At 68.6% G+C, this 13725-nt stretch carries 13 protein-coding genes and 1 pseudogene; 5 read left to right on the top strand and 9 right to left on the bottom strand.

Annotated elements, in window-relative coordinates; translation table 11 throughout:
* Positions 1-861 carry an MlaE family ABC transporter permease gene (locus K0O62_RS04860; protein WP_073857047.1) on the bottom strand — a complete coding sequence of 287 codons (861 nt, stop codon included), beginning with the start codon at positions 859-861 and terminating at the stop codon, positions 1-3.
* Between the two features lie 523 nt (positions 862-1384).
* Between K0O62_RS04860 and K0O62_RS04855 the strand changes: the two genes are divergently transcribed.
* Complete coding sequence (locus K0O62_RS04855; protein WP_073857048.1) at positions 1385-2410, top strand: NAD(P)H-dependent glycerol-3-phosphate dehydrogenase; 1026 nt, start codon at positions 1385-1387, stop codon at positions 2408-2410.
* A gap of 6 nt (positions 2411-2416) precedes the next feature.
* On the opposite strand, the gene K0O62_RS04850 is transcribed toward K0O62_RS04855, so the two are convergent.
* On the bottom strand, positions 2417-2947 hold the full coding sequence (locus K0O62_RS04850; protein ID WP_308214402.1) for a hypothetical protein: 531 nt from the start codon (positions 2945-2947) through the stop codon (positions 2417-2419).
* Positions 2948-3160: 213 nt separating this feature from the next.
* Here K0O62_RS04850 and K0O62_RS04845 point away from each other — a divergent pair.
* A pseudogene (locus tag K0O62_RS04845) lies at positions 3161-3367 on the top strand (endonuclease domain-containing protein); the annotation flags it as partial.
* Here K0O62_RS04845 and htpX read toward each other — a convergent pair.
* A complete protein-coding gene (gene htpX / locus K0O62_RS04840; RefSeq protein ID WP_073857050.1) occupies positions 3365-4231 on the bottom strand; it encodes a zinc metalloprotease HtpX in 867 nt (288 codons plus the stop codon). The pseudogene K0O62_RS04845 and the gene htpX sit on opposite strands and share 3 nt — an antisense overlap.
* An 82-nt stretch (positions 4232-4313) precedes the next feature.
* Positions 4314-5321 (bottom strand): nonaprenyl/(2E,6E)-farnesyl/geranylgeranyl diphosphat synthase, encoded by a 1008-nt coding sequence (grcC1, locus tag K0O62_RS04835; protein ID WP_073857051.1) that lies wholly within the window; start codon positions 5319-5321, stop codon positions 4314-4316.
* A 255-nt stretch (positions 5322-5576) separates the two neighbouring features.
* Between grcC1 and menJ the strand changes: the two genes are divergently transcribed.
* Positions 5577-6779: a menaquinone reductase MenJ gene (gene menJ, locus K0O62_RS04830; protein WP_205870754.1), complete on the top strand. Its 1203-nt coding sequence runs from the start codon at positions 5577-5579 to the stop codon at positions 6777-6779.
* A 23-nt stretch (positions 6780-6802) separates the two neighbouring features.
* Here the strand turns inward: menJ and K0O62_RS04825 are convergent, their stop codons facing one another.
* On the bottom strand, positions 6803-8023 hold the full coding sequence (locus tag K0O62_RS04825) for a TetR/AcrR family transcriptional regulator (RefSeq protein WP_073857052.1): 1221 nt from the start codon (positions 8021-8023) through the stop codon (positions 6803-6805).
* A gap of 230 nt (positions 8024-8253) precedes the next feature.
* Here K0O62_RS04825 and K0O62_RS04820 point away from each other — a divergent pair, with 230 nt between their 5' ends.
* Positions 8254-9156, top strand: coding sequence for an oxygenase MpaB family protein (locus tag K0O62_RS04820; protein ID WP_073857053.1), 903 nt, complete (start codon positions 8254-8256; stop codon positions 9154-9156).
* A gap of 10 nt (positions 9157-9166) precedes the next feature.
* Here K0O62_RS04820 and ppnP read toward each other — a convergent pair whose 3' ends face one another.
* The 3 genes from ppnP to K0O62_RS04805 are packed head-to-tail and all read right to left on the bottom strand — an operon-like array spanning position 9167 to position 11156.
* The gene (gene ppnP, locus K0O62_RS04815) at positions 9167-9448 is read right to left on the bottom strand and encodes a pyrimidine/purine nucleoside phosphorylase (protein ID WP_073857054.1); all 282 of its coding nucleotides are present in this window, start codon (positions 9446-9448) and stop codon (positions 9167-9169) included.
* 42 nt (positions 9449-9490) lie between these two features.
* A complete protein-coding gene (locus tag K0O62_RS04810; RefSeq protein WP_073857055.1) occupies positions 9491-10459 on the bottom strand; it encodes a CobW family GTP-binding protein in 969 nt (322 codons plus the stop codon).
* Positions 10460-10463: 4 nt separating this feature from the next.
* Positions 10464-11156 (bottom strand): demethylmenaquinone methyltransferase, encoded by a 693-nt coding sequence (locus K0O62_RS04805; protein WP_073857056.1) that lies wholly within the window; start codon positions 11154-11156, stop codon positions 10464-10466.
* A 95-nt stretch (positions 11157-11251) separates the two neighbouring features.
* On the opposite strand from K0O62_RS04805, the gene K0O62_RS04800 reads away from it, so the two are divergent.
* Positions 11252-12076: an SDR family oxidoreductase gene (locus K0O62_RS04800; protein ID WP_073857057.1), complete on the top strand. Its 825-nt coding sequence runs from the start codon at positions 11252-11254 to the stop codon at positions 12074-12076.
* Positions 12077-12101: 25 nt separating this feature from the next.
* Here K0O62_RS04800 and K0O62_RS04795 read toward each other — a convergent pair whose 3' ends face one another.
* Positions 12102-13685 carry an MFS transporter gene (locus tag K0O62_RS04795; RefSeq protein WP_372512807.1) on the bottom strand — a complete coding sequence of 528 codons (1584 nt, stop codon included), beginning with the start codon at positions 13683-13685 and terminating at the stop codon, positions 12102-12104.
* Positions 13686-13725 lie beyond the last annotated feature (40 nt).

Below are 13725 nucleotides of genomic sequence, written 5' to 3'. Positions count from 1 at the left end.
TCAGAGACCGACCCTCGGGAACATCATGATGTAGAGCTGGCTGATCACGACGTTGACGATCATCAACAACAGGATCGACTCCACCACCGCCGCGTTCACCGAGTTGGCGACACCGGTGGGCCCGCCGGCAGTGGACAGCCCCTTCTGACAGGCCACCACGGCCACGATCGCACCGAAGATCACCGCCTTGACGAGGGCGACGACCAGGTCACCGGTGGTGGCGAACGAGGCGAACGTCGCCACGAAACTGCCAGGTGCGCCGTTCTGGAAGTACACGTTGAACAGGAAGCTCGCCAGGAAGCCTACGAAACAGACCACGCCGGTCAGTGCGACACCGATCATGATGGCCGCGGCGAACCGCGGCACCACCAGACGCCGGATCACCGAGACGCCCATGACTTCCATGGCGTCGGTCTCCTCGCGCATGGTCCGGGACCCGAGATCGGCGGTGATGGCCGATCCCACCGCGGCCGCCATCAGGATGGCCGCCGTCAGCGAGGCGGCCTGCCGGATCACCGCCAGCCCGCTGGCCGCACCGGCGAGCGAGGTGGCGCCGACCTGGCCTGCCAGCAGAGCGAACTGGATGGACAGCGTCACCCCGATGGGCAAGGCCACCAACACCGTCGGCACCACGGCGGTGCCGGCCATGAACGCGCCCTGCCGGATGAACTCCTGCCACTGGAACCGACCCGTGAACAGATCGATGAACAAGTGCTGCAGGGTGCGCACCCCCAGCACGAACTGGTCACCGACGGTCTGCAGCGCGGCGATCGGATGGCGCTTGGTGTACCCGGTTGCCCAGTCCCCGATCGCTCCGAGTCCGTCTCCCCCGTTGGACGGACGCTCGCGCGAGGTGGTCACCCTCTCTCGCTCAGCGATAGAGCAGGCAAAGTAGATCCCTCCCGATACCGAGCCCCGGCACCTCCGGCAGAACACTCGCAGTGCTTGGCACCGTATCGTCGCGGCTCCGCCGGCGTCAACGTTTTGCAGAATTTCCATTCACATAGATCGAGTGTGGAGCGTAGCACCTACAGCGAACGCCGTTATCCGATACGGTGCGGCGTGACAGGTTGCTCCGCGCACCCCGCGCAGGGCCACGCGGAATGGCGTTTTCGAGGGTTTTTACGACGCATTCCGTGTCGCGGGCGAGTTCCACCGCAGCGCCGCGCGCGGCGCTCGGGGAATCCGCCTGCACACTTCGCGGCGGTCTTCGACGCGGGTAAATACCTATTAACTTATCCGCTTGGGAGGCGCCCCCCGGCGGGCTCTTCCCGGGTCCCGGACGGCCCGCGGCCGGGTTTCAGCAGCGCATCGTGATCGAACGGGTACACGTCAGTTCAGCAACTTGCGGTCACCGGCAGGGCTGCGGCAATACGCTGACCGGATGGCACCTGCACAACGCGAACCCAACGTCGTCGTCCTGGGCGGAGGATCCTGGGGCACCACCGTCGCCACCATCTGTGCGCGACGAACACCGACACTGCAATGGGTGCGCTCGGAGGAGACCGCCAAGGACATCAACGACAACCACCGCAACTCGCGGTATCTCGGCGACGAGGTCGTGTTGCCCGAGGCGTTGCGGGCCACCACCGATTTCTGCGAGGCCGCCCAGTGCGCCGACGTCATCGTGATGGGCGTGCCCTCGCACGGGTTTCGCGGCGTGCTGGAGGAACTCGCGCGCGAACTGCGCCCGTGGGTGCCGGTGGTGTCTCTGGTCAAAGGCCTGGAGCAGGGCACCAACATGCGGATGAGTCAGATCGTCGACGAGGTGCTGCCCGGGCATCCGGCAGGCATCCTGGCCGGGCCGAACATCGCCCGCGAGGTCGCCGAGGGCTACGCGGCCGCCGCCGTGTTGGCGATGCCCGATCAGCATCTGGCCGCCAAACTGGCAGACCTGTTCCGCACCAGGCGATTCCGCACGTACACCACCGACGACGTGGTGGGTGTGGAGATGGCCGGCGCGTTGAAGAACGTCTACGCGATCGCGGTGGGGATGGGCTACTCGCTGGGCATCGGCGAGAACACCCGCGCCATGGTGATGGCCCGCGCGGTGTCCGAGATGTCCAAGCTCGGCGTGGCGATGGGTGGGCACCGGGACACCTTCGGCGGTCTGGCCGGGATGGGCGACCTGATCGTCACCTGCACCAGCCAGCGCAGCCGCAACCGTCATGTCGGCGAACAGCTCGGCTCCGGCAAGACGGTCGACGAGATCATCGCGGCCATGGACCAGGTCGCCGAGGGAGTCAAGGCCGCCTCGGTCATCATGGAATTCGCCGAGCAGTACGGCATCCCGATGCCGATCGCGCGTGAGGTCGACGGCGTCATCAACCATGGCTGCACCGTCGAGGACGCCTATCGCGGGCTCATGCTGGAGAAGCCCGGCCACGAGGTGCACGGCGCCGGCTTCTGAGTCCGATCAGTTGAAGTAGGGGTTGCGTCCCTCGGGCCGGTCCAGCAGCGGATTGGTCGCGTTGAGCACGTAACTGCCGCCCGGGCCGATCACGAAACCGGACTGATCGAACGAGTTCTGGCACGAGGTCAGCACCCCGTCGGTGCCGCAGCTGACGTGCTGGAAGCTGATCCGCGAGTTCGGCGGCAGCGGCTGAGGCGGCTTGTCCCCGACGTAGATCGGGTTGGCGGCGGATGCGAAACCGGGTGCACCGGCCTGCCCGCCCGAGACCACGTTGGCGCCGTTGGGCGCTCCCGGGAAGGGGCCGCTGCAGCCGTAGCCGCCCGTCCCGCGGCTCATCACGCAGGTGATGTCGCCCGGGGTGGTGAAGGCGTACAGGCTGCCGTCGTTGACCGCGTAGGCCGACGGCTTCACCAGTTCCCAGGCGTTGATGTTCGGACCCGGGGGTGGCGGTGGCGGCGGTCCGGGTTCAGCCGCGGCGATCGCCGGAGCGCTCATCGCGGTGGCGGCCGCCAGAGTCGTGAGCAAACCTCGCATGCGCATTGCGCCACCCTAACCCCTCTGCGATTTCGGCGCGCTCCCGTTCACATTGCGTAGGCTCAGCGCGCCGAAATCACCCGTGGGGGAACCGGACGCCGGGGTCTGGAGCTATGGCGGCGCCGCCGTGGCCACTGGCTTGGCCGCGGCATGGGGGTATCAGCTCACCCGGTTCGCGCCCGACATCGTCGAGGTGACGGTGCCCCGCAGCCGCACCTGGTGGATGTCGCGTTCATCGCCGGGAAGGTCGCGGTGGAGGCCGACGGCTGGGCCTTCCACTCCGACCCGGACGTGTTCGCCAAGGACCGACGTCGGCAGAACTACCTGGTGCTGCACGGGTGGCAGGTGCTGCGCTTCACCTGGTTGGACCTCACCGAGTACCCGGACCGAGTGATCAGCACGATCCACGCCGCGATTTCACCGGCCGGCCATCTGCTCCAGGCGACGGATACGGTCCTCGATCGGCGGGTGGGTGGAGAACAGCTTGCCGATCTTCTCCCCGGCCCGGAACGGGTTGGCGATCATCAGGTGGGCTTGATCGGCCAGTTGCGGCTCCGGTGGCAGCGGCGCGGCCTGCACGCCGTAGGCGATCTTGCGCAGCGCGCTGGCCAACGCCAGCGGATCGCCGGTCAGTTCGGCACCGGACTGGTCGGCCTGATACTCCCGCGAGCGCGACACCGCCAGCTTGACCACGGTGGCCGCGATCGGCCCGAGCAGCGAAACCAGCAGCATGGCAAAGGGATTCGCCCCACCCTCGCGGTTCCCGCCGAACATCGAGGCGAACATCGCGATATTGGCCAGGGCGGTGATGACCGAGGCCAGCGCGCCGGCCACACAGGAGATCAGGATGTCGCGGTTGTACACGTGGGAAAGCTCGTGGCCCAGGACCGCGCGCAGTTCCCGTTCGTCGAGGATCTGCAGGATGCCGGTGGTGCAGCACACCGCGGCGTTGCGCGGATTGCGGCCGGTGGCGAATGCGTTGGGCGCGGCGGTGTCGCTGATGTAGAGCCGCGGCATCGGCTGGCGGGCGGTGGTCGCGAGCTCGCGCACGATCCGGTACATCGCCGGGGCCTGCATCTCGGTGACGGGCTGGGCGTGCATGGCGCGCAGCGCCATCTTGTCGCTGTTGAAGTAGACGTACGCGTTCATGCCGACGGCGAACAGCACCGACAGCCACAGGATCGACTGGTTGCCGAACAGCGAACCGATGAACACGATCAGCGCCGACATACCGACCAGCAGCGCGAAGGTCTTCATCCGGTTGGCATGGGGATGCCAGGTCATCAGCTTCCTCCTACGAAAAGTCTCTGCTGATCCAACGCCCGACCATCCCTCTGGGTTCCGACGCCGCCGGACGCGCGGCTGTTCAGCCGTGCCGGGTGACGGTGTAGTCCACCAGCGTGGCCAGCGCGTCCCGGCCCGGCCCGGCCGGCAGGTTGTCCAGTTCCTCGCGGGCCCGCACCGCATACTCGCGCACCTTTTCCTTGGCCCGCGCCATACCCGGGGACCGGCGCAGCAGCGTCAGCGCCTCGGCGACCTCGTCGTCATCCTCGATGGGCCGGGCCAGCAACACCCGTAGCCGATCGGCGTCGGGCCCGGACTCGCGCAGCGCGTAGAGCACCGGCAGGGTGTGCACGCCCTCGCGCAGGTCGGTGCCGGGCACCTTGCCCGATTCATCCGGGTCGCTGTCGATATCGATGATGTCGTCGGAGATCTGGAACGCGGTCCCGACGATGCCGCCGAGCCGGGCGAGGCGCTCGATCTGCTCTTCACCGGCGCCGGAGAAGGTCGCACCGAACCGGCCGGACGCCTCGATGAGGCAGGCCGTCTTCTCGTACACGACTTTGAGGTAGTGCTCGATCTCGTCGGTGTGCTCGGCCGCGCCGCGGGTTTCGCGCATCTGACCGGTCACCAACTGCGCGAAGGTGTCGGCGATCACCCGCACCGCGTCCGGGCCGAGCCGGGACACCAGTCGCGATGCCGTGGCGAACAGGTAGTCGCCGGCCAGGATCGCGATGTTGTTGCCCCACCGGGCGTTGGCGCTGTCCGCGCCCCGGCGCACCTGCGCCTCGTCCATCACGTCATCGTGGTACAGCGTGGCCAGGTGCACGAGTTCGATCACCGCACCGGCGATCGTGACCTCATCGTCCTCGGGCCGGGGACCCAGCGAGCCCGCCAGCACGGTGAACAGCGGCCGGAACCGCTTGCCGCCGGCCTGGAACAGATGCTGGACGGCCTCGGCCATCAACTCGTCGGCCCGGCCCAACTCGGTGGCCATCAGATCTTCGATGCGCGCCACTCCGTCGCGTACCGAAGCAGCGAATTCGGGATCCCCGAAGTCCACTCCCGCCACCACGCTCGCCGGTGTCCTCATTCGTCCAACATACTGTGTGGCGTGGACACCACCGGCGGGCAGGAGCGCAGCGACTCGGGGAATGAGACCGGCGGGCAGGAGCGCAGCGACTCGGGGAATGAGACCGGCGGGCAGGAGCGCAGCGACTCGGGGAATGAGACCGGCGGGCAGGAGCGCAGCGACTCGGGGAATGAGACCGGCGGGCAGGAGCGCAGCGACTCGGGGAATGAGACCGGCGGGCAGGAGCGCAGCGACTCGGGGACGATCAAGGCAGACGTGGTTGTCGTCGGTGCCGGACCCGCGGGTGCGTCGGCGGCCGCATGGGCGACACGTGCGGGTCGCGACGTGCTCGTCATCGACTCCGCACAGTTCCCCCGGGACAAGGCCTGCGGCGACGGTCTGACCCCGCGCGCCATCTCCGAGCTGCAGCGACTCGGACTCGGGGACTGGCTGAGCGGCCGAATCAGTCACCACGGTCTGCGGATGTCGGGGTTCGGCGCCGATGTGGAGATCCCCTGGCCGGGCCCGTCGTTCCCGCCGAACAGCAGCGCGGTCCCCCGCACCGAACTCGACGACCGGATCCGCATGGTCGCCGCCGACGACGGCGCCAAGATGCTGCTCGGGGTCAAAGTGGTTGATGTGCGCCATGACTCGACGGGCCGGGTGTCGGAACTGATCCTCGACGACGGCTCCGAGGTCGGTGTGGGCGAACTGATCGTCGCCGACGGCGCCCGCTCCACGCTGGGCCGCACGCTGGGCCGGGCCTGGCATCAGGAGACCGTGTACGGCGTCGCGATCCGCGGGTACATCGCCTCCCCGCGCGCCGACGAACCGTGGATCACCTCGCACCTGGAATTGCGGTCCCCGGAGAACAAGGTGCTGCCGGGGTACGGCTGGATCTTCCCGCTGGGCAACGGCGAGGTGAACATCGGGGTGGGCGCGCTGGCCACCGCGAAACGCCCCGCGGAGGTCCGACTGCCGCGACTGATGTCCTACTACTGCGGACTGCGCCGCGATGAGTGGGGTTTCGAGGGCGAACCCCGGGCCGGTCTGTCCGCCCTGCTGCCGATGGGTGGCGCGGTGTCCGGGGTGTCCGGACCGAACTGGATGCTGATCGGCGACGCCGCGGCCTGCGTCAACCCGCTCAACGGCGAGGGCATCGACTACGGCCTGGAGACCGGGCGGCTGGCCGCCCAGCTGCTGGGCTCCGGCGATCTGACCGAGTCCTGGCCTGCGGTGTTGACCGAACACTACGGTCGTGGGTTCTCCGCGGCGCGCCGGCTGGCATTGCTGCTGACGCTGCCGAGGTTCCTGCCCGCGGCCGGACCGGTGGCGATGCGCTCACACTTCCTGATGAAGGTGGCGGTGCGGATGATGGGCAACCTGGTCACCGAGGAGGACGAGGACTGGATCGCGCGGGTGTGGCGTTCGGCCGGCCTGGCCTCCCGCCGCATCGACGAACGCAAACCGTTCAGCTGAGCCCCGGCGACCGGGGACTGGGCTCAGACGAGGTGCGGTTCACGCCCGAGCAGGGTCATCTCCATCAACAGCCGCACGCAGGCCCGGGAGTGCCCGCTGTTCTCGTAGCGCACCAGCCGGCCGAGGTCGACCACCAGCGCGAGTGCGGCGTGTACCGCGAATGTGGCTTGCGCATGGCTGAACTCGGGACGCGCAGCGGCAAGCAGCCGGGCCCACTCGTCCACCGTGGCACGCTGGATGTTGCGGATGGGTGCGCGTTCCGCCTCGGGGATGTTGCCACGCTCGGCGTAGTACACATAGGCGATTTCGGGCTCCCGGAACGACCGGGTCACGTAGAGGTCGATCAGCTTTGCCAGCGCCTGTTCTGGATCTGATTCCGCGGCAAGCACACTCGACACATCGCCGGACACCCGGTCGGCGGAACGCCGGTACGAGGCGACGAGCAGATCGGCCTTGCCGGGGAAGTAGCGGTAGATGCCGGAGGCCTTCATCCCCACCGCGGCGGCGATGTCTTCCATGCTGGTCTCGCGGAAACCCTTCTTGTGGAAGAGCAGCAGCGACTCCTGCAGTAACAGCTCGTAGCGACCGCCGACACTCAAGTTGTTGGGCGCCAACGGTTCCGGTTCCGGTTCGTCGAACTGCGCGGGCAGCGTGGCGGTGAGCACGGCCGAGGCCAAACCGGTCAGCAGCTCCCTGATCTCGGCCACCGGAAGTGACGCCCGGTGATCGGTGACGCTGCCGGTGACACTCAACGCAGCCGAGGACAGCATCCAACGCTCGTGCGAGGTCAGTTCGGGGCGCAACTGCAGCAGCGGTTTCTGCAGCCGGCGGTTGACCAGCCCGATCTGGCTCTTCAGCGCCGCCCGATCCTCGTCGTTCAGATAGCGGCCCTCCCAGCGGTACATCCCGCCGGAGGTGCGGTTGGCGATCGAGGTGTCCACGACGGCTTCGATGAGTTCGGTCAGCAGCGTCGCCGGGTCGCGATCCCCGTCGGCGATGTCGGTGCTCTCGACGAGTTGCTGCCCGAGCCCCAGGACGGCGTCGCGGAACAGCACGTACTTGCTCGAGGCATGCCGGTACAGCGCGGCCGCCGAGATGCCGACGCGGGCGGCGATCTCCTCCATGCTCACCGCGTGGTAGCCCAGGGCGCTGAAAGCCTCCCCCGAGGCCTTGACGATCTGCGCCTTGCGATCCCGTGGCCGACGCCGCACTGCGGGTGGCGCGGGGTCGTCGGCTGTGGACATACCCCCACGGTAATGCATCGACCCACGATCGCCACCCGGAGCGAATCTCTCTTTACAAATCGACCCACACATTCATTAGATGACCTCGTATTTCCCGTTGGGCGGGAGATCCATGAGCGTGAATCTCTATTCACATAGCTCGCCTTGCGCGGGCTCCGCACGGTGTGACAGGCTTCACACGAAGCCTCGGCGCTCGACGTTGCCGGACCGGCCCGGGAGGAGGGGACGCCATGCCCGCGGGCTACCTCGATTTCGGGTCGCCGCCGCGCCTCACCACCGCCGAGACCCGGATCACCATCGAGCAGCGCACCCCGCGCTGGCACCGGGGCGACGTCGCAATCCAGGATGCGCTGGACTTCTGGTCCTTCGCCGGGGCGGCCGCCAATGTGGTCATGCAGCTGGCCTGGCCGGAGGTCGGCTACGGCGTCGCCGAGAGCCGGGTGAAATCCGGCAGCCTGATGGAGCACCCGTGGAAGCGGGCCCGCACCACCACGCAGTATCTGGCGGTGGCCATCCTGGGCACCGACGAGGAGCGGCGCGCGTTCCGCGAGGCGGTCGACGGTGCGCACCGTCAGGTGCAGTCCACCGACACCAGCCCGGTCCGTTACAACGCCTTCGACCGGGACCTGCAGCTGTGGGTGGCGGCCTGCCTGTTCGTCGGGTTCGAGGACACCTTCCAGCTGTTGCACGGCGCGATGACCGACGAGCAGGCCGAACAGTTCTACCGTTCGGCACAGCCGTTGGGCACCACGCTGCAGGTCACCGCGGACCAATGGCCGCCGACGCGAGCCGATTTCGACGTTTACTGGAACACCGCGTGCGAGCGGGTGGCCATCGACGACCACATCCGCGAATACCTGATGCGCATGGTGGATCTGAAGATCGTCCGCTGGCCGCTGCGGCTGACCTTCGGGCCGCTGCTGAAGTTCCTCACCATCGGGTCATTGGCGCCGGTGTTCCGCGACGCGATGGGATTGAGCTTTTCCGCCGCCGATCAGCGTCGGTTCGAGAACCTGTTCGTATTCGTGTCATTCGTGAACCGGTTCCTGCCGCGGTTCATCCGGCACGCCGGCAGCCAGGTGATGATGGGCGATGTGCGCCGCCGGATCAGGGGCAAGAAGGCCCTGATCTGATCGGTCCGGGTCAGCGGTACTCGCACAGGTAGGCGGTCTCGACGTCCACGCGGACCTTGAACTTGCTGTCCGCGGGCACCGTGAATTGTGTTCCGGCCGAGAAGGTTTCCCAATCGTCGCGACCGGGCAGCACAACGGTCAACGCACCGGACACCACGGTCATGATTTCCAGCTGGGAGGTGCCGAACTCGTACTCGCCGACGGCCATCACCCCGGCGGTTGCCGGGCCGTCCGCAGTGGTGAAGGCGATCGACGCGACGGCACCGTCGAAGTACTCGTTGACCTTGAACACTGCAACTCCTCGTGGATCGGGCGAGCGGCCAGGATACTCCGGTCACACGATGTACCTGTGCACGGCCAGCATGGCGTTCTCGTCGGCGGGCTCACGCGTGCAGTCCTCCAGCGCCGAGAGCACCGCGGCCTCGTCGAGGCCGGTGCCGATGAGCACGAGCGTGCTGCCCCGCCCGGCGGCACCGCGTTTGTCGAACCGCAACGAACTTCCGACCAGTTGCACGCCGTAGCGACCGCCCGCCCCGAAATCGACGAAGCCCTTCGCCCGGTACAGCCCGGCCGGACGGTCCTGCAGAAAGGCCATCAACCGGCGTGGATTCACCGGAGCATCGGCACTGAACTCGACGCTCTGATAGGCCGGGTGTTCATGGTCGTGGTGGTCGGAGTCCTCCAGCAACAACTCGTCCAGGGACAACTGGGTCGGCCCCTGTGGCGGACGGCGCACCGGCGGATCGATCAGCAAGGTGGGGTCGACCCGCGCAAAGTCGGTGTACACCAACGGAACCCGCGGATTCTCCGCACGTACCCGGGCAGCCAGCGTGTCGACCGCATCAGTGCTCGGGGCGTCGGCGACCTTGTTGAGCACCACCAGATCCGCCACCCGCACCCCGTGTCCCAGATCGGCGGGCTGGGCGGTATCGACGACCAGCACCAGCCCGGCGTAGTGGAACCGGTCGTCCCCCGCCGCCGCGATGGTGCGGGCCAGCACCGGCGGTTCGGCGATCCCGCTGGCCTCGACCACGATCAGGTCCAGGGCGGGGCGCACCGCGGCCAGCCGGCCCAACATCTCGGCGGCCTCGGATGCGTCGGTGGCGCAGCAGATGCAGCCGTTGGACAGCGAGGCCATCGCGTCGACCTGGCCGGCGACGAACATGGCATCGATGTTCACCGCGCCGAAGTCGTTGACCAGAGCGCCGATTCGCACTCCGCGGCTGTTGCGCAGCAGGTGATTGAGCAGCGTCGTCTTACCGGCACCGAGGAAACCGGCGAGCGCCAGGACCGGAACGCTCACCCGCCTATGCGCCCGGTTTCACCGCGGCGTGCAGGGCGACGATCCCGCCGGTCAGATTGCGCCACCGCACCGCCTCCCAGCCGGCTTCGCGGATGCGCTCGGCCAGCTGCGCCTGCGTCGGCCAGGCCCGGATCGACTCGGCCAGATACACATAGGCGTCGGGGTTGCTCGACACCGCGCGCGCCATCATCGGCAGCGCCTGCATCAGGTACTCCTTGTACGCGGTGGCGAAGAACCCGTTGGTCGGGGTGGAGAATTCGCACACCACCAGCCGCCCACCCGGGCGGGTCACCCGCGCCATCTCCCGCAGCCCGGCGACGTGGTCGACCACGTTGCGCAGCCCGAAGCTGATGGTCACCGCGTCGAAGGAGTCGTCGGCGAACGGCAGCCGGGTGGCGTCGGCGCCCACCTTGGGCACATTGCGGCCCGCACCGGCGGCGAGCATCCCGACGGAGAAGTCCGCGGCCACACACCAGGCCCCCGAGGTGGCCAGTTCGACGGTGGACACCGCCGTCCCGGCGGCCAGATCCAGCACCCGGTCCCCCGGTCCGATCTGCAGCGCCGCCCGGGTCTCGCGACGCCAGAACCGGTCCTGGCCCAGCGACATCACGGTGTTGGTGATGTCGTAGCGGCGGGCCACACCGTCGAACATCGATGCGACCTCGTGCGGGTCCTTCTCCAGTGACGCCCTACTCATCGGATTAAAACTACCTGTGAGTCTCGATCTTCCGGGAATGGGGATTCCGTGATGACGTTGCACCCGCTGAGCAGACGGCATGACAGGAGAGAGATATGGCTGAAAAGATCTGGTTCATCACCGGTGCGTCCCGCGGCTTCGGCCGGGAGTGGGCGATCGCCGCCCTGGAGCGCGGCGACAAGGTGGCCGCCACCGCCCGCGACACCGCGACACTGGACGACCTGGTCGCCAAGTACGGCGACGCGGTGTTGGCGCTGCAGCTCGACGTCACCGACCGCGCGGCCGACTTCGCCGCCGTCGAGCAGGCCCACACTCATTTCGGCCGGCTCGACGTGGTGGTCAACAACGCCGGGTACGGCCAGTTCGGCTTCATCGAGGAGCTCACCGAGGCCGACGCCCGCGACCAGATCGAGACGAACGTGTTCGGTGCGCTCTGGGTGACCCAGGCCGCCCTGCCGTTCCTGCGGGCCCAGCGCAGCGGGCACATCCTGCAGGTGTCCTCGATCGGCGGTATCAGCGCGTTCGCCAACGTCGGCATCTACAACGCCTCGAAGTGGGCGCTGGAGGGGTTCTCCCAGTCGCTGGCCGAGGAGGTCGCCGGCTTCGGCATCCACGTCACGCTGATCGAGCCGGGCGGCTTCGCCACCGACTGGGCAGGCTCCTCGGCCCGCCGGGCCGAGCCGCTGGCCGCCTACGCCGACGCCCACGCCGCCGCCGCCGAGGCCCGCAGCAAGCGGACCACCCGGTTCGGCGACCCGAAGGCCTCCGCGGATGCCGTGCTCACCATCGTCGACGCCGAACAGCCGCCGCTGCGGGTGTTCTTCGGCGAGGTCCCGCTGGGCATCGCCGAGGCAGACTACGCGCAGCGGCTGGCGACCTGGCGGGAATGGCAGCCGGTCGCGATCCAGGCCCAGGGCTGACGCTCGGCCGCCGGGTCAGCCGGCGTCAGTCGCGCACCGCGAGGTAGTGCTCGGACACCGGCACCCCGTCGGAGTAGCGCTCCACGGCCTGCTCGACCAGGAGGTCATGGCCGGTGAGCCGGGTGTGGTGCTGGTGCATGTGCTCCCCCCAGGAGCGCACCACGAAGGTCTCCACGAACGTCGACTCGTGTTCGACGCTGCGGAACAGTCGCCACTGCGCCGCCCCGGTGCGCTGCCGGGACCGGCCCAGCGCCTCCATCGCGGCAAGGAAGTCGTGCTCGTTGTCCGGCGTGACCCGGTAGGCGGTGATCACCAGCACCGGGCCGTCCAGCGGTGCCGGATCGAACACCAGGTTCGGTTCGGGCCAGTGCGAGGACGGGGTCAGATCCAGGTCACCGGTCCGGGCGTGCAACGGCCACCACAGCGAGGACAGCCCGCACACCACCAGCAGCGCGGCGCTGATCAGCAGGCTGGTGACGCTGGTGGTGGCCGCGGCGACCAGCCCCCACACCAGCGAACCCAACGCTTGCCCGCCCATGAAGACCAGCTGGTACACCGACAGTCCGCGGGCCCGCACCCAGGACGGCAGGCTCAGCTGCATGGAGGCGTTCAGCGTGGACAGCGACAGCAGCCAGGACGCGCCGCCGATCAGCAGGACCACCACCGCGGCGGCGAAGTTCGGTACCAGCGCCAGCACCGCGGTGGCCCCCGCGAACCCGGCGGCGCCGGTGGTCAGCAGCGCGTTCTGGCCGTAGCGGGACCGCAGCCGCGCCAGCAGGAACGCGCCCAGCACCGCCCCCGCGCCGAGTGCGCCCAGCAGCACGCCGTAGCCGGCCGAGGACAGGCCCAGCTGCCTGCTCGCGATCACCGGGAGCAGTCCCCACAGCGCGCTGGCGGGTGCGATGAACAACGCCGCGCGCAGCAGGATCCGGCGCACGATCGGCGAGCTGCGGATGAACCGGCCACCGGCGCTCAGCGCCGCCAGGGCCCGCTCCGGCGGTTCGCTGCGTTCGACGGAGACCGGCCGCCAGGACACGAGCACGACCACGATCCCGACGAAGGACACCGCGTTGAGCGCGAACACCAGCGTGGGCCCGGACAGTGACACCAGTACCCCGGCGATCGCGGGGCCGATGGCCCGGGCCAGGTTGACGCTCATGCTGCCCAGCGCCGCGGCCGCCGGAATCTGCTGAGCAGGAACAAGATCAGGCTGGATGGCCTGCCAGGCGGGGGCCACCAGCGCCTGGCCACAGCCGATCATGAACAACAGCATCAGCAGCACGGCCGGCGTGGTCAGCCCGGCGCCGGTCAAACAGGCCAACAGGCCCACCCCGGCGGCCATCGCCCCCTGGGTGGCGATGAGCAGTCGGCGGCGGTCGATCAGGTCGGCCAGCACCCCCGACGGCAACGCCAGCAGCATCACCGGCAATGTCGTCGCGGTCTGCACCAGCGGGACCAGGACGTCGGCTCGCGGGTCGCCGACCAGCATCCACTGCGCGCCGACCGTCTGCATCCAGGTGCCGAAGTTGGAGACCAGCTGAGCGATCCACAGCGCACGGTAGATCGGCGATCGCAGCGGCGCCCACGTCGAGGAGGACTGGGTGGGGATGCTCACCGACCAATTGTCGGTGCAGCGGGCGGCCGGTGTG

This window comes from Mycolicibacterium diernhoferi (assembly GCF_019456655.1).
GTDB lineage: Bacteria > Actinomycetota > Actinomycetes > Mycobacteriales > Mycobacteriaceae > Mycobacterium > Mycobacterium diernhoferi.
The sequence above is the reverse complement of the archived record's forward strand: the minus strand, read 5'-3'. Positions and strand labels throughout refer to the sequence as shown.

Bases quoted from the DNA above. Each gene is read 5' to 3' on its own strand.
- K0O62_RS04855 (WP_073857048.1), top strand. From the start codon at position 1,385: ATGGCACCTGCACAACGCGAACCCAACGTCGTCGTCCTGGGCGGAGGA.
- K0O62_RS04850 (WP_308214402.1), bottom strand. From the start codon at position 2,947: ATGCGAGGTTTGCTCACGACTCTGGCGGCCGCCACCGCGATGAGCGCT.
- htpX (WP_073857050.1), bottom strand. From the start codon at position 4,231: ATGACCTGGCATCCCCATGCCAACCGGATGAAGACCTTCGCGCTGCTG.
- grcC1 (WP_073857051.1), bottom strand. From the start codon at position 5,321: ATGAGGACACCGGCGAGCGTGGTGGCGGGAGTGGACTTCGGGGATCCC.
- K0O62_RS04825 (WP_073857052.1), bottom strand. From the start codon at position 8,023: ATGTCCACAGCCGACGACCCCGCGCCACCCGCAGTGCGGCGTCGGCCA.
- K0O62_RS04820 (WP_073857053.1), top strand. From the start codon at position 8,254: ATGCCCGCGGGCTACCTCGATTTCGGGTCGCCGCCGCGCCTCACCACC.
- K0O62_RS04805 (WP_073857056.1), bottom strand. From the start codon at position 11,156: ATGAGTAGGGCGTCACTGGAGAAGGACCCGCACGAGGTCGCATCGATG.
- K0O62_RS04800 (WP_073857057.1), top strand. From the start codon at position 11,252: ATGGCTGAAAAGATCTGGTTCATCACCGGTGCGTCCCGCGGCTTCGGC.